Below are 24,549 nucleotides of genomic sequence, written 5' to 3'. Positions count from 1 at the left end.
AGAAATACGGGGCCATAGCTCAGCTGGGAGAGCGCCTGCCTTGCACGCAGGAGGTCAGCGGTTCGATCCCGCTTGGCTCCACCACTACTGCTTCTGAAGTTTGAAAGCTTAGAAATGAGCATTCCATCAGTGTGATGATGAATGTTGATTTCTAGTCTTTGACTAGTTCGTTCTTTAAAAATTTGGGTATGTGATAGAAAGATAGACTGAACGTTACTTTCACTGGTAACGGATCAGGCTAAGGTAAAATTTGTGAGTGACTCTTAAGAGTTTTGCGAATTTTCGGCGAATGTCGTCTTCATAGTATAACCAGATTGCTTGGGGTTATATGGTCAAGTGAAGAAGCGCATACGGTGGATGCCTTGGCAGTCAGAGGCGATGAAAGACGTGGTAGCCTGCGAAAAGCTTCGGGGAGTCGGCAAACAGACTTTGATCCGGAGATGTCTGAATGGGGGAACCCAGCCATCATAAGATGGTTATCTTGTACTGAATACATAGGTGCAAGAGGCGAACCAGGGGAACTGAAACATCTAAGTACCCTGAGGAAAAGAAATCAACCGAGATTCCCTTAGTAGTGGCGAGCGAACGGGGACTAGCCCTTAAGTGGCTTTGAGATTAGCGGAACGCTCTGGAAAGTGCGGCCATAGTGGGTGATAGCCCTGTACGCGAAAATCTCTTAGTCATGAAATCGAGTAGGACGGAGCACGAGAAACTTTGTCTGAATATGGGGGGACCATCCTCCAAGGCTAAATACTACTGACTGACCGATAGTGAACTAGTACCGTGAGGGAAAGGCGAAAAGAACCCCGGAGAGGGGAGTGAAATAGATCCTGAAACCGTATGCGTACAAGCAGTGGGAGCAGACTTTGTTCTGTGACTGCGTACCTTTTGTATAATGGGTCAGCGACTTATTTTCAGTGGCGAGCTTAACCGAATAGGGGAGGCGTAGCGAAAGCGAGTCTTAATAGGGCGTCTAGTCGCTGGGAATAGACCCGAAACCGGGCGATCTATCCATGGGCAGGTTGAAGGTTAGGTAACACTGACTGGAGGACCGAACCGACTACCGTTGAAAAGTTAGCGGATGACCTGTGGATCGGAGTGAAAGGCTAATCAAGCTCGGAGATAGCTGGTTCTCCTCGAAAGCTATTTAGGTAGCGCCTCATGTATCACTGTAGGGGGTAGAGCACTGTTTCGGCTAGGGGGTCATCCCGACTTACCAAACCGATGCAAACTCCGAATACCTACAAGTGCCGAGCATGGGAGACACACGGCGGGTGCTAACGTCCGTCGTGAAAAGGGAAACAACCCAGACCGTCAGCTAAGGTCCCAAAGTTATGGTTAAGTGGGAAACGATGTGGGAAGGCTTAGACAGCTAGGAGGTTGGCTTAGAAGCAGCCACCCTTTAAAGAAAGCGTAATAGCTCACTAGTCGAGTCGGCCTGCGCGGAAGATGTAACGGGGCTCAAACCATACACCGAAGCTACGGGTATCATCTTCGGATGATGCGGTAGAGGAGCGTTCTGTAAGCCTGTGAAGGTGAGTTGAGAAGCTTGCTGGAGGTATCAGAAGTGCGAATGCTGACATGAGTAACGACAATGGGTGTGAAAAACACCCACGCCGAAAGACCAAGGTTTCCTGCGCAACGTTAATCGACGCAGGGTTAGTCGGTCCCTAAGGCGAGGCTGAAAAGCGTAGTCGATGGAAAACAGGTTAATATTCCTGTACTTCTGGTTATTGCGATGGAGGGACGGAGAAGGCTAGGCCAGCTTGGCGTTGGTTGTCCAAGTTTAAGGTGGTAGGCTGGAATCTTAGGTAAATCCGGGATTCTAAGGCCGAGAGCTGATGACGAGTTACCTTTCAGGTGACGAAGTGGTTGATGCCATGCTTCCAAGAAAAGCTTCTAAGCTTCAGATAATCAGGAACCGTACCCCAAACCGACACAGGTGGTTGGGTAGAGAATACCAAGGCGCTTGAGAGAACTCGGGTGAAGGAACTAGGCAAAATGGCACCGTAACTTCGGGAGAAGGTGCGCCGGTGAGGGTGAAGGACTTGCTCCGTAAGCTCATGCCGGTCGAAGATACCAGGCCGCTGCGACTGTTTATTAAAAACACAGCACTCTGCAAACACGAAAGTGGACGTATAGGGTGTGACGCCTGCCCGGTGCCGGAAGGTTAATTGATGGGGTTAGCTAACGCGAAGCTCTTGATCGAAGCCCCGGTAAACGGCGGCCGTAACTATAACGGTCCTAAGGTAGCGAAATTCCTTGTCGGGTAAGTTCCGACCTGCACGAATGGCGTAACGATGGCGGCGCTGTCTCCACCCGAGACTCAGTGAAATTGAAATCGCTGTGAAGATGCAGTGTATCCGCGGCTAGACGGAAAGACCCCGTGAACCTTTACTATAGCTTTGCACTGGACTTTGAATTTGCTTGTGTAGGATAGGTGGGAGGCTTTGAAGCGTGGACGCCAGTTCGCGTGGAGCCATCCTTGAAATACCACCCTGGCAACTTTGAGGTTCTAACTCAGGTCCGTTATCCGGATCGAGGACAGTGTATGGTGGGTAGTTTGACTGGGGCGGTCTCCTCCTAAAGAGTAACGGAGGAGTACGAAGGTGCGCTCAGACCGGTCGGAAATCGGTCGTAGAGTATAAAGGCAAAAGCGCGCTTGACTGCGAGACAGACACGTCGAGCAGGTACGAAAGTAGGTCTTAGTGATCCGGTGGTTCTGTATGGAAGGGCCATCGCTCAACGGATAAAAGGTACTCCGGGGATAACAGGCTGATACCGCCCAAGAGTTCATATCGACGGCGGTGTTTGGCACCTCGATGTCGGCTCATCACATCCTGGGGCTGAAGCCGGTCCCAAGGGTATGGCTGTTCGCCATTTAAAGTGGTACGCGAGCTGGGTTTAGAACGTCGTGAGACAGTTCGGTCCCTATCTGCCGTGGACGTTTGAGATTTGAGAGGGGCTGCTCCTAGTACGAGAGGACCGGAGTGGACGAACCTCTGGTGTTCCGGTTGTCACGCCAGTGGCATTGCCGGGTAGCTATGTTCGGGAAAGATAACCGCTGAAAGCATCTAAGCGGGAAACTTGCCTCAAGATGAGATCTCACTGGAACCTTGAGTTCCCTGAAGGGCCGTCGAAGACTACGACGTTGATAGGTTGGGTGTGTAAGCGCTGTGAGGCGTTGAGCTAACCAATACTAATTGCCCGTGAGGCTTGACCATATAACACCCAAGCAATTTGCGTCGAAGAGACCAGATTGCGGTGTGTGAAGACGAAATGAACCGAAAGTTCGCGCTGCTCACAAGACACCTGTATCACATACCCGATTTGCTGAAGCGAGGCCAGATGGTCACGAGTCAGTACCCGAATTTCTTGACGACCATAGAGCGTTGGAACCACCTGATCCCATCCCGAACTCAGAAGTGAAACGATGCATCGCCGATGGTAGTGTGGGGTTTCCCCATGTGAGAGTAGGTCATCGTCAAGATTAAATTCCGAAACCCCAATTGCGAAAGCAGTTGGGGTTTTGTTTTGCCCGCAGGAAATGCGTCTGCTTGATTTCTATGCAACGGCGCGGGTCATGGATATTATTCGGGCCTCATTGTGAGGCGAGATCTGCATGCTGACGTTGTTGAACCTTCTGAAGGATGGCCGATTCCATTCTGGTCAGGACTTGGGCGAGGCCCTGGGAATTAGTCGAAGTGCGGTGTGGAAGCAGCTTCAGCATCTTGAGGCGGAGCTTGGGCTGTCCATTCATAAGGTTCGGGGGCGAGGCTATCAGTTGGCTACCCCCTTGATGTTGCTGGATCCCCTTGGCATGGCAGGAATGTCGCCAAGCTGGCCAGTAACGGTTTTTGACTCCATTGACTCTACTAATGCCCAGGCGCTGCGGGCCATTGGGCAAGGTCAGGTTGCACCATTTTTGGTAGTCGCGGAGCGGCAGATTGCCGGTCGAGGGCGTAGGGGGCGCAAATGGGTAAGTCCCTTCGCCGAGAATCTCTATTACAGCCTTGTACTGCGCATTGATGGTGGTATGCGTCAGCTTGAGGGTCTGAGCCTGGTCGTTGGGCTCGCGGTTATGCAAACCCTCAGAAAGCTGGGAGTGGCTGACGTGGGACTGAAATGGCCGAATGATGTTCTCGTCGACAGTAAAAAAATCGCCGGGATATTGCTCGAGCTCGTCGGAGATCCGGCAGATGTATGTCATGTAGTGCTAGGGATCGGCATTAACGTGAATATGCAGGCGGCTGATGAGGTTGATCAGCAATGGACCTCGATGAGGTTGGAGTCAGGTAAAAGCTTTGATCGAAATGCGCTGGTCGTCGAGTTGAGTAACCAATTACAGGCATACATACAGCGTCACCAGGTCGGTGGTTTTTCTGTTCTTCAGGCTGAGTGGGAAGAGAACCATCTTTGGCAGGGGCGGATGGTTTCCCTGATAGCGGGTGTCAATCAGATAGATGGCGTAGTGCTTGGGATCGATAACCAGGGCGCGCTGCGATTGAAGGTGAATGGCATGGAAAAAGTCTTTAGTGGCGGCGAGCTTAGCCTGAGGTTGCGTGATGATTCTTGAGCTCGACTGCGGCAACAGCTTCATTAAATGGCGAGTGCTGAAGGCGAAGGCGGTAGCCTTGATGGCAGAGGGTGTGGTCGATTCAGATCAGGCGCTGTTGGAAAGCCTTCGAGGCCTGGATGGACTTGCATTAAGTAACTGCCGTTTGGTGAGTGTGCGTACTGTTGAGGAAACTGTTGCGCTAACCGCGATGCTTGAGCGGGAGTTCGGCGTAACGGTCGTCTGTGCGAAATCTGCTAGAGAGATGTCTGGCGTAAAAAATGGATACGAGGATTACGAGAGACTGGGGCTGGATCGTTGGCTTGCAATGCTTGGTGGCTTTCATCTGGCGAATGGCGCGTGCCTGGTTCTGGATTTCGGCACTGCGGTCACTGCGGATTTTATTGCTGCAGACGGTGAGCATCTTGGTGGCTTCATTTGTCCCGGTATGCCGTTGATGCGTAATCAGCTGCGAACCCATACCAGGAAAATTCGATATGGGGATCTGGCTGCCGAGCGTGCCTTGGCCAGCCAGGCTCCAGGCCGTACTACGGTCGAGGCTGTAGAGCGCGGATGTTCGCTGATGTTGAAGGGGTTTGTGCTCACTCAGTTGGAGATGGCGCGAGCCTATTGGGGGCAGGACTTCACTGTTTTTATCACTGGTGGAGATGCCGAACTGGTTGCAGGCGCTGCGCCTGATGCTCGAATCGTTCCCGATCTGGTGTTTGTGGGCTTGGCTATGGCGTGTCCTTTTTCCTGAGGTTCGTATGCGTTGGTTGTTCCTGCTGCTGGTTGTTCTCAATGTGTTCTATTACGTCTGGCATCAGCAGGAGGCTCCTTTGCGAGCCAAAGATGTCACCCCCCTCAGTTTGTATCGGGGGACGCAACAAGATATTCGCTTGCTGAGTGAGAGTGGTGGCTCTCCTGCACAGAAAGCGGGGGCGTCGCGCACGGAGGCGGAGGGCGAACAGTGCGTTTACGTCGGTGGGTTTGCCCGCGCGGAGTCACTGCAGGCTCTCGATCGGCGTCTTGTTCAGATGGAGGTGAAGACTCAGTCTTCGCAAAAAGACTTTCCTGACTCAGGATATTGGTTGCGAATTTCACCTGAAAGCCAGCGTTTGCTGGGAGATGAGCAGTTGAAGAACCTTTCCAAGGAATTCAATGAGTTAAAACATAAAATAATGCTGTGTGGAGGGGTTGCACCGGCTGAATAGTTTGCATAGAATGGCGCCCGCTCCACAGTGAAGGCCTGAACAGGCAGTTGCAGTAGGGCGGTGTCAATGCAGCTAACCTCAGGTTTTTAAATGAGAAAATGCTTGACAGGGGTTTGGCATAGTATAGAATGCCGGCCTGATTAGGAGGGGTTCCCGAGCGGCCAAAGGGATCAGACTGTAAATCTGACGTCTACGACTTCGAAGGTTCGAATCCTTCTCCCTCCACCAGATTTTAGCGTGAGCTGCAGGCTCCGCGGGTATAGTTTAGTGGTAGAACCTCAGCCTTCCAAGCTGATGATGCGGGTTCGATTCCCGCTACCCGCTCCAAGTTTGCAGGTTGTGCAAAGTGTTTCGCTCTTGTAGCTCAGTTGGTAGAGCACACCCTTGGTAAGGGTGAGGTCAGCGGTTCAAATCCGCTCAAGAGCTCCATATAACAAGGCAGATATGAAAATATCTGCCTTTGTTTTAATGGTAGATATTGTTTGTCTAATTCTTCTGTTTGAGGGTGTTATCGATGGCTAAGGAAAAATTTGATCGTTCCCTGCCCCACGTCAACGTAGGGACCATTGGTCACGTTGACCACGGTAAAACCACTCTGACCGCTGCTCTGACTCGCGTCTGCTCCGAAGTTTTCGGTTCGGCCGTAGTTGAATTCGACAAGATCGACAGCGCTCCAGAAGAAAAAGCTCGCGGTATCACCATCAACACCGCGCACGTTGAGTACAACTCGCTGATCCGTCACTACGCTCACGTTGACTGCCCAGGTCACGCTGACTATGTGAAGAACATGATCACCGGTGCTGCTCAAATGGACGGTGCTATCCTGGTTTGCTCGGCCGCTGATGGTCCGATGCCACAAACCCGTGAGCACATCCTGCTGTCCCGTCAGGTAGGCGTTCCGTACATCGTGGTTTTCCTGAACAAGGCTGACCTGGTAGACGACGCTGAGCTGCTGGAACTGGTTGAGATGGAAGTTCGCGACCTGCTGTCCACCTACGACTTCCCGGGCGATGACACTCCAATCATCATCGGTTCGGCTCGTATGGCGCTGGAAGGCAAAGACGACAACGAGATGGGCACCACTGCCGTCAAGAAGCTGGTTGAAACTCTGGACAGCTACATCCCAGAACCAGTTCGTATGATCGACAAGCCATTCCTGATGCCAATCGAAGACGTATTCTCGATCTCGGGTCGCGGTACTGTTGTGACTGGTCGTATCGAGCGCGGTATCGTTCGCGTTCAAGATGCACTGGAAATCGTTGGTCTGCGTGACACCACCACCACCACCTGCACCGGTGTTGAGATGTTCCGCAAGTTGCTCGACGAAGGTCGTGCTGGCGAGAACTGCGGCGTTCTGCTGCGTGGTACCAAGCGTGACGACGTTGAGCGTGGTCAGGTTCTGGTTAAGCCAGGTTCGGTTAAGCCGCACACCAAGTTCACCGCAGAAGTTTACGTTCTGAGCAAGGAAGAAGGCGGTCGTCACACTCCGTTCTTCAAAGGCTACCGTCCACAGTTCTACTTCCGTACTACTGACGTGACTGGTAACTGCGAGCTGCCAGAAGGCGTTGAAATGGTAATGCCAGGTGACAACATTCAGATGACTGTTACCCTGATCAAAACCATCGCGATGGAAGACGGTCTGCGTTTCGCTATCCGTGAAGGCGGTCGTACCGTCGGCGCTGGCGTCGTAGCCAAAATCATCGAATAAACGGTTGTAATGTATTTTTCGGGCCGGCATAATGGTCGGCCTGATTTTGTTTTAGGTCAGTAGCTCAATTGGCAGAGCGACGGTCTCCAAAACCGTAGGTTGGGGGTTCGATTCCCTCCTGACCTGCCAGATTCACTCGGTGTGTCTGGCTTTCTTTTCACAGGATCTTCATAGATGACTCCTAAGGCTGAAGCTCAAGGCTCTCGCTTCGATCTGCTCAAGTGGCTTGTAGTAGTCGCTTTGGTGGTTGTTGGCGTTGTTGGCAATCAGTATTACGCTGCTTCGCCGATCCTGTACCGTGTACTTGCTTTGCTTGTCATTGCTGCTGTAGCTGCCTTTGTAGGCCTGCAGACTGCTAAGGGCAAGTCTTTCTTTGTACTGGTTAAGGAAGCTCGCACCGAGATTCGTAAAGTCGTGTGGCCAACTCGCCAAGAAACCACGCAGACCACGCTGATTGTCGTGGCTGTTGTTTTGGTTATGGCGTTGCTGTTGTGGGGACTTGATTCCCTGCTCGGCTGGCTTGTTTCCTTGATTGTCGGCTAAGGGTGTCCCGTGGCTAAGCGTTGGTATGTTGTGCATGCTTACTCGGGTTACGAGAAGCATGTGATGCGCTCGCTGATCGAGCGCGTAAAGCTGGCTGGCATGGAAGATGGCTTCGGCGAGATTCTGGTTCCCACTGAAGAAGTGGTTGAGATGCGCAATGGCCAGAAGCGCAAAAGCGAGCGAAAGTTCTTTCCAGGCTACGTGCTGGTTCAGATGGATATGAATGAGGGTACTTGGCACTTGGTCAAGGACACTCCTCGCGTGATGGGTTTTATCGGCGGTACTGCTGATAAGCCAGCGCCTATTACGGATAAAGAGGCAGAAGCAATTCTGCGTCGCGTTGCTGATGGTAGCGACAAGCCTAAGCCGAAGACGTTGTTCGAGCCAGGTGAGACGGTGCGTGTCAACGACGGTCCATTCGCCGATTTCAACGGCGTCGTTGAAGAAGTTAACTACGAAAAGAGCCGGATCCAAGTGGCGGTGCTCATTTTCGGTCGCTCTACTCCGGTGGAGCTGGAGTTCAGTCAGGTCGAAAAGGTCTAACTGGGCAAGCATCCCAACCCCACAGCCCAAGGCTGTGGGGTTTTGTCGTCACTGGGATAAACGCGCAAGTAACCGGGGAGCCTTTCGAGGCGTTCGAACCCGTAATTGGAGTGCCTCATGGCCAAGAAGATTACCGCTTACATCAAGCTGCAAGTGAAGGCCGCTCAGGCTAACCCAAGTCCACCTGTTGGTCCTGCTCTGGGTCAGCACGGCGTGAACATCATGGAATTCTGCAAGGCCTTCAACGCCCGTACTCAGGGTCTTGAAGCAGGTCTGCCGACTCCAGTGATCATCACTGTCTACAGCGACCGTAGCTTCACTTTCGAAACCAAATCCACCCCTGCTTCGGTTCTGCTGAAGAAGGCGGCCGGTCTGACCAGCGGTTCCGCTCGTCCGAACACCGTTAAGGTCGGCACTGTTACCCGTGCTCAGCTGGAAGAAATCGCGAAAACCAAAAACGCGGATCTGACTGCAGCTGATATGGATGCAGCCGTGCGTACTATCGCCGGTTCTGCTCGTAGCATGGGCCTTAATGTGGAGGGTGTGTAATGGCTAAGCTGACCAAGCGTCAAAAGGCTATCGCCGGCAAAATCGAAGCAGGCAAGGCCTACAACATTGTAGACGCTGCTGCTCTGCTGGCTGAGCTGTCGACTGTCAAGTTCAGCGAGTCGTTCGACGTTGCTGTAAACCTGGGTGTAGACCCACGTAAATCCGACCAGGTTGTTCGTAGCGCTACTGTGCTGCCGCATGGCACTGGCAAGACCGTTCGCGTAGCCGTGTTCACCCAGGGTCCAGCTGCCGAGGCCGCTCTGGCTGCCGGCGCTGACCGTGTAGGTATGGACGATCTGGCTGCCGAAATGAAAGGCGGCGACCTGAACTATGACGTAGTGATTGCATCCCCGGATGCCATGCGCGTTGTAGGCCAGCTGGGTCAGATCCTCGGTCCACGTGGCCTGATGCCTAACCCGAAAGTCGGCACCGTAACTCCAGACGTGGCTAACGCGGTTAAAAACGCCAAGGCTGGTCAGGTTCGTTATCGCACCGACAAAAACGGCATCATCCACACTTCCGTTGGCAAGATCGGCTTCGATGCCGTCAAGCTGAAGGAAAACGTTGAAGCCCTGATCGCTGATCTGAAGCGTATCAAGCCAGCTTCCTCGAAAGGCATTTACGTCAAGCGCGTTACCCTGAGCACCACCATGGGCCCAGGTCTGGTTATCGACCAAAGCTCGCTCGACGCGTAAGACAAAAATTGGCGCGATTTGATCGCGCCAGTTGAAAGATTGGGGTCCCTGCCTGGCGGGGGCTATCCAAGACCGTAGGCGGCGCAAGCCTTAAACCACAAGCCTACGCAGATGGTGCTCCCGGTTCCTTACCGAATCAGACACCAAAACGACATTCGGTTTCGACCGAGTGAAACGGTAACAAGCAGGAGTTAAACCCGTGGCAATTAATCTCGAAGACAAGAAGGCCATCGTCGCTGAAGTCAACGAGGCTGCCAAAGTCGCTCTGTCCGCTGTCGTGGTTGATGCCCGTGGCGTAACAGTAGGCGCAATGACCGGACTCCGTAAAGAGGCTCGTGAAGCTGGCGTTTACGTACGTGTTGTACGTAACACCCTGCTCAAGCGCGCTGTTGCTGACACTGAATACAGTGTCCTCAACGACGTGTTCACCGGCCCGACCCTGATTGCATTCTCGAACGAACATCCGGGCGCTGCTGCCCGTATCTTCAAAGAGTTTGCCAAGGGTCAGGACAAGTTCGAGATCAAGGCAGCTGCGTTCGAGGGCAAGTTCCTCGCAGCTAATCAGATCGACGTACTGGCAACTCTGCCGACCCGTGACGAAGCAATTTCTCAGCTGATGAGCGTGATTCAAGGCGCTACCAGCAAATTGGCTCGTACTCTGGCGGCAATTCGCGACCAGAAAGAAGCTGCCGCAGCCTAAGGCTCGTCAACTTCTCGCGTTTTTTGTTTATTTCGATGGTCGCGTAGGCCGTCCCCCAATTCAGGAATTGAGTCATGTCTCTGACTAACGAACAAATCATCGAAGCAATCGGCCAGAAATCCGTAGTGGAAATCGTTGAGCTGATCAAAGCGATGGAAGAAACCTTCGGTGTTACCGCTGCTGCTGCTTCGGCTGGCCCAGCTGTAGCTGCTGCTGCTGTTGAAGAGCAAACCGAGTTCAACGTTGTTCTGCTGGAAGCTGGCGAGAAGAAGGTTAACGTGATCAAGGCAGTTCGTGAACTGACCGGTCTGGGCCTGAAAGAAGCCAAAGAGAAAGTAGACGGCGCTCCTCAGGTTGTAGCTGAAGGCGTTTCGAAAGAAGCTGCTGAAGACGCTAAGAAGAAGCTGGAAGAAGCAGGCGCTAAAGTCGAACTGAAATAAGTATCGACTTTGCTCCTCCAGCCCGAGCGTCAAGCGACAGGCTGATGGCTGGTGGCTCTTGCCACCGGCCTTTTTCCGTTATTGGCAGCCGACTGGGTCGGTGCTGATAAAGGCGCTGTAACCACCCGATGCGGTGGCGCAAACCATGGGGTTTGCACGATTTTCTGGCTGCTCCCGTCGGGAGGGGCCAAACAAGCAGGTGACCAAGCTGGGGAACGCTGATGGCTTACTCATATACTGAGAAAAAACGTATCCGCAAGGACTTTAGCAAGTTGCCGGACGTCATGGATGTGCCGTACCTCCTGGCCATCCAGCTGGATTCGTATCGTGAATTCTTGCAAGCGGGAGCGACTAAAGATCAGTTCCGCGACGTGGGCCTGCATGCGGCCTTCAAATCCGTTTTCCCGATCATCAGCTACTCCGGCAATGCTGCGCTGGAGTACGTCGGTTATCGCCTGGGCGAACCGGCATTTGATGTCAAAGAATGCGTATTGCGCGGTGTAACTTTCGCCGTACCTTTGCGGGTAAAAGTGCGCCTGATCATTTTCGACAAAGAATCGTCGAACAAAGCGATCAAGGACATCAAAGAGCAAGAAGTCTACATGGGCGAAATCCCATTGATGACTGAGAACGGTACCTTCGTAATCAACGGTACCGAGCGTGTTATCGTTTCCCAGCTGCACCGTTCCCCGGGCGTGTTCTTCGACCACGACCGCGGCAAGACGCACAGCTCCGGCAAACTGTTGTACTCCGCTCGCATCATTCCTTACCGCGGTTCGTGGCTGGACTTCGAGTTCGACCCGAAAGACTGCGTGTTCGTGCGTATCGACCGTCGTCGCAAGCTGCCGGCCTCGGTACTGCTGCGCGCGCTCGGTTACACCACCGAAGAAGTGCTGGACGCGTTCTACACCACCAACGTATTCCACGTTAAAGGCGAAGGCCTGAGCCTGGAGCTGGTGCCTCAGCGCCTGCGCGGTGAAGTCGCTGTCCTCGACATTCAGGACGACAAAGGCAAGGTGATTGTTGAGCAGGGCCGTCGTATTACTGCCCGCCACATCAACCAGCTGGAAAAAGCCGGGATCAAAGAGCTGGACGTGCCTCTGGACTACGTCCTGGGTCGCACGACCGCCAAGGTCATCGTGCATCCGGCTACCGGCGAAATCCTGGCAGAGTGCAACACCGAGCTGTCGACCGAAGTCCTGGCGAAAATTGCCAAGGCCGGTGTCGTTCGCATCGAAACTCTGTACACCAACGACATCGACTGCGGTCCGTTCGTCTCCGACACGCTGAAGATCGACTCCACCAGCAACCAATTGGAAGCGCTGGTCGAGATCTATCGCATGATGCGTCCAGGCGAGCCGCCAACCAAGGACGCTGCCGAAACCCTGTTCAACAACCTGTTCTTCAGCCCTGAGCGCTATGACCTGTCTGCGGTCGGCCGGATGAAGTTCAACCGTCGTATCGGTCGCACCGAGATCGAAGGTTCGGGCGTGCTGTGCAAGGAAGACATCGTCGCGGTACTGAAGACTCTGGTCGACATCCGTAACGGTAAAGGCATCGTCGACGACATCGACCACCTGGGTAACCGTCGCGTTCGTTGCGTCGGCGAGATGGCCGAGAACCAGTTCCGCGTTGGCCTGGTGCGTGTTGAGCGTGCGGTCAAAGAGCGTCTGTCGATGGCAGAAAGCGAAGGCCTGATGCCGCAAGACCTGATCAACGCCAAGCCAGTGGCTGCGGCGGTGAAAGAGTTCTTCGGTTCCAGCCAGCTGTCTCAGTTCATGGACCAGAACAACCCGCTGTCCGAGATCACCCACAAGCGTCGTGTTTCTGCACTCGGCCCTGGTGGTCTGACTCGTGAGCGCGCAGGCTTTGAAGTTCGTGACGTACACCCGACTCACTACGGCCGTGTATGCCCGATCGAAACGCCGGAAGGTCCGAACATCGGTCTGATCAACTCCCTGGCGGCTTACGCTCGCACCAACCAGTACGGTTTCCTGGAAAGCCCGTACCGCGTGGTGAAAGAGGGTGTGGTCACCGACGAGATCGTGTTCCTGTCCGCCATTGAAGAAGCCGATCACGTGATCGCGCAGGCTTCGGCGACCATGAACGACCAGAAAGTCCTGATCGACGAACTGGTAGCCGTACGTCACCTGAACGAATTCACCGTCAAGGCGCCGGAAGACGTCACTTTGATGGACGTTTCGCCGAAGCAGGTAGTTTCGGTCGCAGCGTCGCTGATTCCGTTCCTTGAGCACGACGACGCCAACCGTGCGTTGATGGGTTCGAACATGCAGCGTCAAGCTGTACCAACCCTGCGCGCTGACAAGCCGCTGGTAGGTACCGGCATGGAGCGTAACGTAGCCCGTGACTCCGGCGTTTGCGTCGTGGCTCGTCGTGGCGGCGTGATCGATTCCGTCGACGCCAGCCGTATCGTGGTTCGTGTTGCTGATGATGAAGTCGAAACCGGTGAAGCGGGTGTCGACATCTACAACCTGACCAAATACACCCGCTCGAACCAGAACACCTGCATCAACCAGCGTCCGCTGGTGAGCAAGGGTGATCGCGTTCAGCGTAGCGACATCATGGCCGACGGCCCGTCCACCGACATGGGTGAACTGGCGCTGGGTCAGAACATGCGCATCGCGTTCATGGCATGGAACGGCTTCAACTTCGAAGACTCCATCTGCCTGTCCGAGCGTGTTGTTCAGGAAGACCGTTTCACCACGATCCACATTCAGGAACTGACCTGTGTGGCCCGTGACACCAAGCTTGGCCCAGAGGAAATCACTGCGGACATCCCGAACGTGGGTGAAGCTGCACTGAACAAGCTGGACGAAGCCGGTATCGTTTACGTAGGTGCTGAAGTAGGCGCAGGCGACATCCTGGTGGGCAAGGTCACTCCGAAAGGCGAGACCCAGCTGACTCCGGAAGAAAAACTGCTGCGTGCGATCTTCGGTGAAAAAGCCAGCGACGTTAAAGACACCTCCCTGCGCGTGCCTACCGGCACCAAAGGTACTGTCATCGACGTACAGGTCTTCACCCGTGACGGCGTTGAGCGTGATGCTCGTGCACTGTCGATCGAGAAGTCCCAGCTGGACGAGATCCGCAAGGATCTGAACGAAGAGTTCCGTATCGTTGAAGGCGCGACCTTCGAACGTCTGCGCTCCGCTCTGGTAGGCCACAAGGCTGAAGGCGGCGCCGGTCTGAAGAAGGGTCAGGACATCACCGACGAAGTACTCGACGGTCTTGAGCATGGTCAGTGGTTCAAACTGCGCATGGCTGAAGATGCTCTGAACGAGCAGCTCGAGAAGGCTCAGGCCTACATCGTTGATCGCCGCCGTCTGCTCGACGACAAGTTCGAAGACAAGAAGCGCAAACTGCAGCAGGGCGATGACCTGGCTCCAGGCGTGCTGAAAATCGTCAAGGTTTACCTGGCAATCCGTCGTCGCATCCAGCCGGGCGACAAGATGGCCGGTCGTCACGGTAACAAAGGTGTGGTCTCCGTGATCATGCCGGTTGAAGACATGCCGCACGATGCCAATGGCACCCCGGTCGACGTCGTCCTCAACCCGCTGGGCGTACCTTCGCGTATGAACGTTGGTCAGATCCTTGAAACCCACCTGGGCCTCGCAGCCAAAGGTCTGGGCGAGAAGATCAACCGGATGGTCGAAGAGCAGCGTAAAGTCGCTGAGCTGCGTACCTTCCTGGACGAGATCTACAACCAGATCGGCGGTCGTAACGAAGATCTGGACAGCTTCTCCGATCAGGAAATCCTGGATCTGGCGAAGAACCTGCGTGGCGGTGTTCCAATGGCCACCCCAGTGTTCGACGGCGCCAAGGAAAGCGAAATCAAGGCCATGCTGAAACTGGCAGACCTGCCGGAAAGCGGCCAGATGCAGCTGACTGACGGCCGTACCGGCAACAAGTTTGAGCGTCCAGTTACCGTTGGCTACATGTACATGCTGAAGCTGAACCACTTGGTAGACGACAAGATGCACGCGCGTTCTACCGGTTCGTACAGCCTGGTTACCCAGCAGCCGCTGGGTGGTAAGGCGCAGTTCGGTGGTCAGCGTTTCGGGGAGATGGAGGTCTGGGCACTGGAAGCATACGGTGCTGCTTACACTCTGCAAGAAATGCTCACAGTGAAGTCGGACGATGTGAACGGCCGTACCAAGATGTACAAAAACATCGTGGATGGCGATCACCGTATGGAGCCGGGCATGCCCGAGTCCTTCAACGTGTTGATCAAGGAAATTCGTTCCCTCGGCATCGATATCGATCTGGAAACCGAATAACACGTGACGCGAATCGAGAGCGGGGCAGGATTGCCCGCTCTCTGCTCCGCCAGGAGGAAAGGCCTTGAAAGACCTACTGAATTTGCTGAAAAACCAGGGTCAAGTCGAAGAGTTCGACGCCATCCGTATCGGATTGGCCTCGCCTGAGATGATCCGCTCGTGGTCGTTCGGTGAAGTTAAAAAGCCGGAAACCATCAACTACCGTACGTTCAAACCTGAGCGTGACGGTCTGTTCTGCGCCAAGATCTTTGGCCCGGTAAAGGATTACGAGTGCCTGTGCGGTAAGTACAAGCGCTTGAAGCACCGTGGTGTGATCTGCGAGAAGTGCGGCGTTGAAGTTGCACTGGCCAAGGTTCGTCGTGAGCGCATGGCGCACATCGAACTGGCTTCGCCGGTAGCCCACATCTGGTTCCTGAAATCGCTGCCGTCCCGTATCGGCCTGCTGATGGACATGACCCTGCGTGATATCGAACGCGTTCTCTACTTCGAGAGCTATGTCGTTATCGATCCAGGCATGACCACCCTTGAAAAAGGTCAGCTGCTGAACGACGAGCAGTACTTCGAAGCGCTGGAAGAGTTCGGTGACGACTTCGACGCCCGCATGGGTGCAGAAGCTGTCCGTGAACTGCTGCACGCTATCGACCTGGAACACGAGATTGGCCGTCTGCGTGAAGAAATTCCGCAAACCAACTCCGAAACCAAGATCAAGAAGCTGTCCAAGCGTCTGAAGTTGATGGAAGCCTTCCAGGGTTCCGGCAACCTGCCAGAGTGGATGGTGCTGACCGTTCTGCCGGTTCTGCCGCCAGATCTGCGTCCACTGGTCCCGCTGGATGGCGGTCGCTTCGCGACTTCCGACCTCAACGATCTGTATCGTCGAGTGATCAACCGTAACAACCGTTTGAAGCGCCTGCTGGATCTGTCCGCTCCGGACATCATCGTGCGCAACGAAAAGCGTATGTTGCAGGAAGCGGTCGATGCACTGCTCGACAACGGTCGTCGTGGCCGCGCTATCACCGGTTCGAACAAGCGTCCTCTGAAATCCCTGGCTGACATGATCAAGGGTAAGCAGGGTCGTTTCCGTCAGAACTTGCTCGGTAAGCGTGTTGACTACTCCGGTCGTTCGGTAATTACCGTAGGCCCGACCCTGCGTCTGCACCAGTGCGGTCTGCCGAAGAAGATGGCTCTCGAGCTGTTCAAACCGTTCATTTTCGGCAAGCTGGAAATGCGTGGTCTGGCGACCACCATCAAAGCGGCCAAGAAAATGGTCGAGCGCGAACTGCCAGAGGTTTGGGACGTTCTCGCTGAAGTGATTCGCGAACACCCGGTTCTTCTCAACCGTGCACCGACCCTTCACCGTCTGGGTATCCAGGCGTTTGAACCGGTACTGATCGAAGGTAAGGCTATTCAGCTGCACCCGCTGGTCTGCGCCGCGTACAACGCCGACTTCGACGGCGACCAAATGGCCGTGCACGTACCGCTGACGCTGGAAGCCCAGCTCGAAGCGCGTGCGTTGATGATGTCGACCAACAACATTCTGTCGCCAGCCAACGGTGAGCCAATCATCGTTCCGTCGCAGGACGTTGTATTGGGTCTGTACTACATGACTCGTGAAGCGATCAACGCCAAGGGCGAAGGTCGTGTATTCGCGGATCTGCAGGAAGTTGACCGTGTGTTCCGTGCCGGCGAAGCCGCACTGCACGCCAAGGTTAAAGTACGTATCAACGAAACCGTCAACGACCGTGACGGCAACAGCGTGAGCGGTACCCGTATCGTCGACACCACTGTCGGCCGTGCGCTGCTGTTCCAGGTTGTGCCAAAAGGTCTGTCGTACGACGTCGTCAACTTGCCGATGAAGAAAAAGGCGATCTCCAAGCTGATCAACCAGTGCTACCGCGTGGTTGGTTTGAAAGAGACCGTGATCTTCGCTGACCAGTTGATGTACACCGGTTTCGCTTACTCGACCATCTCCGGCGTTTCCATCGGTGTTAACGACTTCGTTATCCCGGACGAAAAAGCCCGCATCATCGGTGCAGCCACCGACGAAGTGAAAGAGATCGAGAGCCAGTACGCCTCCGGCCTGGTAACCCAGGGCGAGAAGTACAACAAAGTGATCGACCTTTGGTCGAAGGCGAACGATGAAGTTTCCAAGGCGATGATGGCCAACCTCTCGAAAGAGAAAGTCATCGACCGTCACGGCGACGAAGTCGACCAAGAGTCTTTCAACTCGATGTACATGATGGCCGACTCGGGTGCGCGGGGTTCCGCAGCACAGATTCGTCAGCTGGCCGGTATGCGTGGTCTGATGGCCAAGCCGGACGGTTCCATCATTGAAACGCCGATTACTGCGAACTTCCGTGAAGGTCTGAGCGTACTCCAGTACTTCATCTCGACTCACGGTGCTCGTAAAGGTCTGGCGGATACCGCGTTGAAAACTGCGAACTCCGGTTACCTGACTCGTCGTCTGGTAGACGTGGCGCAGGATCTGGTTGTAACCGAGATCGATTGCGGCACTGAACACGGTCTGCTGATGACTCCGCACATTGAAGGCGGTGACGTTGTAGAGCCGTTGGGTGAGCGCGTATTGGGTCGTGTTATTGCCCGTGACGTATTCAAGCCAGGCACCGAGGACGTTATCGTTCCTGCCGGTACTCTGGTAGACGAGAAGTGGGTTGAATTCATCGAGCTGAACAGCATCGACGAAGTGATCGTGCGTTCGCCGATCAGCTGCGAAACCCGCTATGGCATTTGCGCCAAGTGCTACGGCCGTGATCTGGCTCGCGGTCACCAGGTGAACATCGGTGAAGCGGTCGGCGTTATCGCTGCCCAGTCCATCGGTGAGCCGGGTACCCAGCTGACGATGCGTACGTTCCACATCGGTGGTGCGGCAAGCCGTACTTCCGCAGCCGACAGCGTTCAGGTGAAGAATGGCGGTACTGTCCGTCTGCACAACCTGAAACACGTTGAGCGTGTGGATGGTCACCTGGTTGCTGTGTCCCGTTCCGGTGAGCTGGCAATCGCTGATGACTTCGGTCGTGAGCGCGAGCGTTACAAGCTGCCGTACGGTGCCGTGATTTCGGTTAAAGAAGGTGACAAGGTCGACGCTGGCGCAATCGTGGCCAAGTGGGATCCGCACACTCACCCGATCGTTACCGAAATGAAAGGTACCGTGACCTACGTGGGCATGGAAGAAGGCATCACGATCAAGCGTCAGACTGACGAATTGACCGGTATGACCAACATTGAAGTACTCGACGCGAAAGATCGTCCAGCTGCGGGCAAGGAAATCCGTCCTGCTGTGAAGATGGTCGACGACAACGGCAAGGATCTGTTGCTGCCAGGCACTGACGTTATCGCTCAGTACTTCCTGCCAGCCAACGCCCTGGTCGGTGTGGCGGATGGTGCGAAGATCGCGATCGGTGATGTTATCGCGCGTATCCCGCAAGAAACTTCGAAGACCCGTGACATCACCGGTGGTCTGCCGCGTGTTGCCGACCTGTTCGAAGCTCGTCGTCCAAAAGAAGCGTCGATTCTGGCTGAAGTCAGCGGCACCATCGCGTTCGGTAAAGAGACCAAAGGCAAGCGCCGTCTGGTTATCACCCCGAACGACGGTAGCGATCCGTATGAAGAGCTGATTCCGAAGTGGCGTCACCTGAACGTGTTCGAAGGCGAACAGGTAAACCGCGGCGAAGTTATCTCCGACGGTCCGAGCGATCCGCACGACATCCTGCGTCTGCTGGGTGTGAGCGCGCTGGCCAAGTACATCGTTAACGAGATCCAGGACGTTTATCGTCTGCAAGGCGTGAAGATCAACGACAAGCACATCGAGACCATTCTGCGTCAGATGTTGCGTAAAGTTGAGATCTCCGAGTCCGGCGACTCCAGCTTCATCAAGGGCGACCAGATGGAACTGACTCACGTACTGGTAGAGAACGAGCGTCTGAACGCGGAAGACAAGTTTGTCTCCAAGTTCACTCGCGTTCTGCTGGGTATTACCAAGGCGTCGTTGTCGACCGAATCGTTCATCTCCGCGGCTTCCTTCCAGGAAACCACCCGCGTACTGACCGAAGCGGCAGTCACCGGCAAGCGCGATTATCTGCGCGGCCTGAAAGAAAACGTGGTCGTGGGTCGTCTGATCCCGGCCGGTACCGGTCTGGCTTATCACAGCGAGCGCAAACGCCGCCGTGATGCTGACAAACCGTTGCGCGTAAGCGCCAGTGAAGTGGAAGCTGCACTGACCGAAGCGCTGAACTCGAGCGGTAACTGAGTTCTGCGATAAATGAGCTGAGGCCCTGATCGCTCCGTTCGTCGAATCGAGACAAATTGTCAAGGTTCGACGGGCGGGGAGGTCGGGGCCTTGCCTTGACTGGGGGCAAGATCCTCTTTAGACTCTTGATCCCCTAAATTTGGCGGGAATTCGTTCCTGCCATTTTGCTTTTCTTGCAAGACAATAGCGTCGCAAGACAACAGTGGAGCTAGTAGATGGCAACTATCAACCAGCTGGTACGTCAGCCGCGTAAGCGTATCGTCGAGAAATCCGACGTACCTGCGCTGCAGAACTGCCCGCAACGTCGTGGCGTGTGCACCCGTGTGTACACCACTACGCCGAAAAAACCTAACTCGGCACTGCGTAAAGTATGCCGTGTGCGTCTGACCAACGGTTTCGAGGTTTCCTCGTACATCGGTGGTGAAGGCCACAACCTGCAAGAGCACAGCGTGGTACTGATCCGCGGCGGTCGTGTAAAAGACTTGCCAGGTGTTCGTTACCACACCGTTCGCGGCTCCTTGGATACTTCCGGCGTTAAAGGCCGTAACCAGGGTCGTTCGAAGTACGGTACCAAGCGTCCGAAGTAATCGGTCGTTTTGCAGATTTTTATTTTATTGAGTCGATAAGAGTAAGGTCGGGCACGCATCCATCGGATCTGTCCCGAGCTAACCTGAAGACCGCTTGAGGGCTTATCATGCCAAGACGTCGCGTAGCAGCAAAGCGTGAGATTCTGGACGATCCGAAATACGGAAGCCAGATCCTCGCCAAATTCATGAACCACGTTATGGAAAGCGGCAAGAAAGCCGTTGCCGAGCGTATCGTTTATGGTGCCCTGGAAACCGTTGCGGCTCGTAAGGCCGGCACCGATCCCCTGGAACTCTTCGAAAAAGCACTCGACGCCATCGCTCCGCTGGTCGAAGTGAAGTCGCGCCGCGTTGGTGGTGCTACTTACCAGGTTCCGGTCGAGGTTCGTCCTTCCCGTCGTAACGCTCTGGCAATGCGCTGGTTGGTAGACTTCGCCCGTAAGCGCGGCGAGAAGTCTATGGCTCTGCGCTTGGCTGGCGAGCTGCTGGATGCTGCTGAAGGTAAAGGTGCTGCTGTTAAGAAGCGTGAAGACGTGCACCGTATGGCCGAAGCTAACAAAGCTTTCTCGCACTACCGCTTCTAATTTTAGCTTCACTAATTTTGCGAGGGCTTTATGGCTCGTACTACTCCGATTAGCCGCTACCGTAACATCGGGATCGTCGCTCACGTGGATGCTGGTAAAACCACCACCACCGAGCGCGTTCTGTTTTACACCGGCAAAAGTCACAAAATGGGCGAGGTGCATGACGGCGCCGCGACCACAGACTGGATGGTTCAGGAGCAGGAGCGTGGTATTACCATTACTTCTGCTGCTATTACCGCCTTCTGGAAAGGTTCCGAGAAGCAGTACCCGCACGAGCATCGCTTCAACGTAATCGATACCCCGGGCCACGTAGACTTCACTATTGAAGTAGAGCGTTCCCTGCGCGTACTCGACGGCGCTGTCGTTGTGTTCTGCGGTACTTCGGGTGTTGAGCCTCAGTCGGAAACCGTATGGCGTCAAGCCAACAAGTACGGCGTTCCACGTCTTGTTTACGTAAACAAGATGGACCGTGCTGGCGCTAACTTCCTGCGCGTGATCGGTCAGATCAAGCAGCGTCTGGGTCACACTCCGGTGCCAATCCAGTTGGCAATCGGCTCCGAAGACAACTTCCAGGGTCAGATCGATCTGATCAACATGCAAGCTGTCTACTGGAATGACTCCGACAAGGGTATGGTCCCTGTTCGCAAGGACATTCCTGCCGAGCTGCAAGAGCTGGCTGAAGAGTGGCGCAACAACATGGTTGAAGCTGCTGCCGAAGCCAACGAAGAGCTGATGAACAAGTACCTGGAAGGCGAAGAGCTGTCGATCGAAGAGATCAAAGCTGCTTTGCGTCAGCGTACTATCGCCGGCGAAATCGTTCTGGCTGTTTGCGGTTCTTCGTTCAAGAACAAGGGCGTTCCCCTGGTTCTCGACGCCGTTATCGACTTCCTGCCTGCTCCTACCGATATTCCTGCTATCAAGGGTTCCAACCCTGATAACGAGGAAGAGGAAATGGAGCGTCACGCAAGTGATGACGAGCCGTTTGCTGCTCTGGCGTTCAAAATCGCTACCGACCCATTCGTGGGTACCTTGACCTTCGTCCGTGTTTACTCGGGCGTGTTGAACTCCGGCGACGGCGTAATCAACTCGGTTAAAGGCAAGAAAGAGCGCGTGGGTCGTATGGTGCAAATGCACGCAAACGCCCGTGAAGAGATCAAGGAAGTACGCGCTGGCGACATCGCGGCCCTGATCGGCATGAAGGACGTCACCACTGGTGAAACCCTCTGCAACGCTGACAAGCCAATCATTCTGGTTCGTATGGACTTCCCGGAGCCGGTTATTTCGGTTGCCGTAGAGCCTAAGACCAAGGATGACCAGGAAAAAATGGGTATCGCTCTGGGCAAACTTGCTCAGGAAGACCCGTCTTTCCGCGTTAAGACTGATGAAGAGACTGGTCAAACGATCATCTCCGGCATGGGCGAGCTGCACCTGGACATCCTGGTTGACCGGATGCGCCGTGAGTTCAACGTCGAAGCCAACATCGGCAAGCCTCAGGTTTCGTATCGTGAGCGCATCACGAAGAACTGTGAAATCGAAGGCAAGTTCGTTCGTCAATCCGGCGGTCGTGGTCAGTTCGGTCACTGCTGGATCCGTTTTGCTCCTGCTGACGAAGGTCAGGAAGGTCTGCAATTCGTGAACGAAGTAGTAGGTGGTGTGGTTCCTAAGGAATACATCCCGGCTATCCAGAAGGGTATCGAAGAGCAGATGAAGAACGGCGTTGTTGCCGGCTATCCGCTGATCGGCCTGAAGGCTACCGTGTTCGATGGTTCTTACCACGACGTCGACTCCAACGAGATGGCGTTTAAGGTGGCTGCTTCCATGGCGACCAAGCAACTGGCTCAGAAGGGCGGTGGTGAGTTGCTTGAGCCGATCATGGCGGTAGAGGTTGTTACGCCTGAAGACTATATGGGTGATGTGATGGGCGACCTTAACCGTCGTCGCGGCATGATCCAGGGTATGGAAGACACAGTGTCCGGCAAGGTTATCCGTGCCGAGGTTCCGCTGGGTGAGATGTTCGGTTATGCGACCGACGTTCGTTCCATGTCTCAGGGTCGCGCAAGCTACTCTATGGAATTCAAAAAATACGATACGGCTCCGTCGCACATCGTCGAATCCGTAACCAAAAAACAAGGCTGATTCAGCCCCTTTAGGCTAGGAGTTAATTGTCGTGGCTAAAGAAAAATTTGATCGTTCCCTACCGCACGTCAACGTTGGCACCATCGGTCACGTTGACCACGGTAAAACCACTCTGACCGCTGCTCTGACTCGCGTCTGCTCCGAAGTTTTCGGTTCGGCCGTAGTTGAATTCGACAAGATCGACAGCGCTCCAGAAGAAAAAGCTCGCGGTATCACCATCAACACCGCGCACGTTGAGTACAACTCGCTGATCCGTCACTACGCTCACGTTGACTGCCCAGGTCACGCTGACTATGTGAAGAACATGATCACCGGTGCTGCTCAAATGGACGGCGCTATCCTGGTTTGCTCGGCCGCTGATGGTCCGATGCCACAAACCCGTGAGCACATCCTGCTGTCCCGTCAGGTAGGCGTTCCGTACATCGTGGTTTTCCTGAACAAGGCTGACCTGGTAGACGACGCTGAGCTGCTGGAACTGGTTGAGATGGAAGTTCGCGACCTGCTGTCCACCTACGACTTCCCGGGCGATGACACTCCAATCATCATCGGTTCGGCTCGTATGGCGCTGGAAGGCAAAGACGACAACGAGATGGGCACCACTGCCGTCAAGAAGCTGGTTGAAACTCTGGACAGCTACATCCCAGAACCAGTTCGTATGATCGACAAGCCATTCCTGATGCCAATCGAAGACGTATTCTCGATCTCGGGTCGCGGTACTGTTGTGACTGGTCGTATCGAGCGCGGTATCGTTCGCGTTCAAGATGCACTGGAAATCGTTGGTCTGCGTGACACCACCACCACCACCTGCACCGGTGTTGAGATGTTCCGCAAGCTGCTCGACGAAGGTCGTGCTGGCGAGAACTGCGGCGTTCTGCTGCGTGGTACCAAGCGTGACGACGTTGAGCGTGGTCAGGTTCTGGTTAAGCCAGGTTCGGTTAAGCCGCACACCAAGTTCACCGCAGAAGTTTACGTTCTGAGCAAGGAAGAAGGCGGTCGTCACACTCCGTTCTTCAAAGGCTACCGTCCACAGTTCTACTTCCGTACTACTGACGTGACTGGTAACTGCGAGCTGCCAGAAGGCGTTGAAATGGTAATGCCAGGTGACAACATTCAGATGACTGTTACCCTGATCAAAACCATCGCGATGGAAGACGGTCTGCGTTTCGCTATCCGTGAAGGCGGTCGTACCGTCGGCGCTGGCGTCGTAGCCAAAATCATCGAGTAATCTCTTTTATAGAGTCTGCTTGATGGATTGAAAAAGCCCCCGCTCAGCGGGGGCTTTTTTATTGGGTTGACACCTATCTGGGGCGTCTATAGAATTGCGCCTCCTTTTAACGGGCGTATTGCGCCCGGTGGGAATAGCAGCCGGAGTCTGAAATCCAATGCAAAATCAGCAAATCCGTATCAGGTTGAAGGCTTTCGACCATCGCCTGATCGACCAATCAACCCAGGAAATCGTGGAAACCGCGAAACGTACTGGTGCTCAAGTGCGTGGTCCAATTCCACTGCCTACCCGTAAAGAGCGGTTCACCGTTCTGGTTTCCCCGCACGTCAACAAAGACGCGCGTGACCAGTACGAAATCCGCACTCATAAGCGCGTTCTGGACATCGTCCAGCCAACGGATAAAACCGTTGATGCTCTTATGAAGCTTGATCTTGCGGCCGGTGTGGAAGTGCAGATCAGCCTCGGCTAAGACTCGGTCTTAGTCGTGTAACGCTCTGAAATGGGCGGCCATAGC

General features: G+C 54.6%; 17 protein-coding genes, 5 tRNA genes and 2 rRNA genes. All 24 read left to right on the top strand.

Going from position 1 to position 24,549, the window contains the following annotated elements:
• Positions 1 to 8: 8 nt before the first annotated feature.
• Positions 9 to 84 (top strand) — tRNA-Ala (locus ACXX9E_RS02555).
• Between the two features lie 246 nt (positions 85 to 330).
• Positions 331 to 3,224 (top strand): 23S ribosomal RNA (locus ACXX9E_RS02550).
• A gap of 150 nt (positions 3,225 to 3,374) precedes the next feature.
• Positions 3,375 to 3,490 (top strand): 5S ribosomal RNA (gene rrf, locus ACXX9E_RS02545).
• 132 nt (positions 3,491 to 3,622) lie between these two features.
• Positions 3,623 to 4,576 carry a bifunctional biotin--[acetyl-CoA-carboxylase] ligase/biotin operon repressor BirA gene (gene birA / locus ACXX9E_RS02540; protein ID WP_123467465.1) on the top strand — a complete coding sequence of 318 codons (954 nt, stop codon included), beginning with the start codon at positions 3,623 to 3,625 and terminating at the stop codon, positions 4,574 to 4,576.
• Positions 4,566 to 5,315, top strand: coding sequence for a pantothenate kinase (locus tag ACXX9E_RS02535; protein WP_123467467.1), 750 nt, complete (start codon positions 4,566 to 4,568; stop codon positions 5,313 to 5,315). Before birA ends, ACXX9E_RS02535 begins: the two co-directional genes overlap by 11 nt.
• A gap of 7 nt (positions 5,316 to 5,322) precedes the next feature.
• Positions 5,323 to 5,769 carry a hypothetical protein gene (locus ACXX9E_RS02530; RefSeq protein ID WP_458554993.1) on the top strand — a complete coding sequence of 149 codons (447 nt, stop codon included), beginning with the start codon at positions 5,323 to 5,325 and terminating at the stop codon, positions 5,767 to 5,769.
• A 143-nt stretch (positions 5,770 to 5,912) separates the two neighbouring features.
• A tRNA-Tyr gene (locus tag ACXX9E_RS02525) sits at positions 5,913 to 5,997 on the top strand.
• Positions 5,998 to 6,022: 25 nt separating this feature from the next.
• Positions 6,023 to 6,096: transfer RNA gene (locus ACXX9E_RS02520), tRNA-Gly, on the top strand.
• Positions 6,097 to 6,122: 26 nt separating this feature from the next.
• Positions 6,123 to 6,198, top strand: a tRNA-Thr gene (locus ACXX9E_RS02515).
• Between the two features lie 85 nt (positions 6,199 to 6,283).
• Positions 6,284 to 7,477: an elongation factor Tu gene (gene tuf, locus ACXX9E_RS02510; RefSeq protein ID WP_024164425.1), complete on the top strand. Its 1,194-nt coding sequence runs from the start codon at positions 6,284 to 6,286 to the stop codon at positions 7,475 to 7,477.
• 53 nt (positions 7,478 to 7,530) lie between these two features.
• Positions 7,531 to 7,606: transfer RNA gene (locus ACXX9E_RS02505), tRNA-Trp, on the top strand.
• 45 nt (positions 7,607 to 7,651) lie between these two features.
• Entirely contained in the window at positions 7,652 to 8,020 is a 369-nt protein-coding gene (gene secE, locus ACXX9E_RS02500; protein ID WP_064589465.1) for a preprotein translocase subunit SecE, read from the top strand.
• Between the two features lie 9 nt (positions 8,021 to 8,029).
• Positions 8,030 to 8,563, top strand: coding sequence for a transcription termination/antitermination protein NusG (gene nusG / locus ACXX9E_RS02495; protein WP_007957598.1), 534 nt, complete (start codon positions 8,030 to 8,032; stop codon positions 8,561 to 8,563).
• Between the two features lie 117 nt (positions 8,564 to 8,680).
• Entirely contained in the window at positions 8,681 to 9,112 is a 432-nt protein-coding gene (rplK, locus tag ACXX9E_RS02490) for a 50S ribosomal protein L11 (RefSeq protein WP_003228756.1), read from the top strand.
• A complete protein-coding gene (gene rplA / locus ACXX9E_RS02485) occupies positions 9,112 to 9,807 on the top strand; it encodes a 50S ribosomal protein L1 (protein WP_024014523.1) in 696 nt (231 codons plus the stop codon). The genes rplK and rplA overlap by 1 nt, the downstream gene beginning before the upstream one ends.
• A 199-nt stretch (positions 9,808 to 10,006) precedes the next feature.
• On the top strand, positions 10,007 to 10,507 hold the full coding sequence (gene rplJ, locus ACXX9E_RS02480) for a 50S ribosomal protein L10 (RefSeq protein WP_003228752.1): 501 nt from the start codon (positions 10,007 to 10,009) through the stop codon (positions 10,505 to 10,507).
• 74 nt (positions 10,508 to 10,581) lie between these two features.
• A complete protein-coding gene (gene rplL / locus ACXX9E_RS02475) occupies positions 10,582 to 10,947 on the top strand; it encodes a 50S ribosomal protein L7/L12 (protein ID WP_007962228.1) in 366 nt (121 codons plus the stop codon).
• Positions 10,948 to 11,168: 221 nt separating this feature from the next.
• Positions 11,169 to 15,242 (top strand): DNA-directed RNA polymerase subunit beta, encoded by a 4,074-nt coding sequence (gene rpoB / locus ACXX9E_RS02470; protein WP_123467463.1) that lies wholly within the window; start codon positions 11,169 to 11,171, stop codon positions 15,240 to 15,242.
• Between the two features lie 64 nt (positions 15,243 to 15,306).
• Complete coding sequence (gene rpoC, locus ACXX9E_RS02465) at positions 15,307 to 19,506, top strand: DNA-directed RNA polymerase subunit beta' (RefSeq protein ID WP_007962225.1); 4,200 nt, start codon at positions 15,307 to 15,309, stop codon at positions 19,504 to 19,506.
• A 215-nt stretch (positions 19,507 to 19,721) separates the two neighbouring features.
• Complete coding sequence (rpsL, locus tag ACXX9E_RS02460) at positions 19,722 to 20,093, top strand: 30S ribosomal protein S12 (RefSeq protein WP_003186084.1); 372 nt, start codon at positions 19,722 to 19,724, stop codon at positions 20,091 to 20,093.
• A 107-nt stretch (positions 20,094 to 20,200) separates the two neighbouring features.
• Complete coding sequence (rpsG, locus tag ACXX9E_RS02455) at positions 20,201 to 20,674, top strand: 30S ribosomal protein S7 (RefSeq protein ID WP_016772941.1); 474 nt, start codon at positions 20,201 to 20,203, stop codon at positions 20,672 to 20,674.
• Between the two features lie 30 nt (positions 20,675 to 20,704).
• Entirely contained in the window at positions 20,705 to 22,810 is a 2,106-nt protein-coding gene (fusA, locus tag ACXX9E_RS02450; protein WP_064589462.1) for an elongation factor G, read from the top strand.
• A 31-nt stretch (positions 22,811 to 22,841) separates the two neighbouring features.
• A complete protein-coding gene (tuf, locus tag ACXX9E_RS02445; protein WP_024164425.1) occupies positions 22,842 to 24,035 on the top strand; it encodes an elongation factor Tu in 1,194 nt (397 codons plus the stop codon).
• Between the two features lie 157 nt (positions 24,036 to 24,192).
• Positions 24,193 to 24,504, top strand: a complete 312-nt coding sequence (gene rpsJ, locus ACXX9E_RS02440) for a 30S ribosomal protein S10 (protein ID WP_003186070.1) — start codon at positions 24,193 to 24,195, stop codon at positions 24,502 to 24,504.
• Positions 24,505 to 24,549: the final 45 nt, after the last annotated feature.

This window comes from Pseudomonas sp. GNP014 (assembly GCF_054344005.1).
This window is presented reverse-complemented; position numbering and strand designations above follow the sequence as displayed.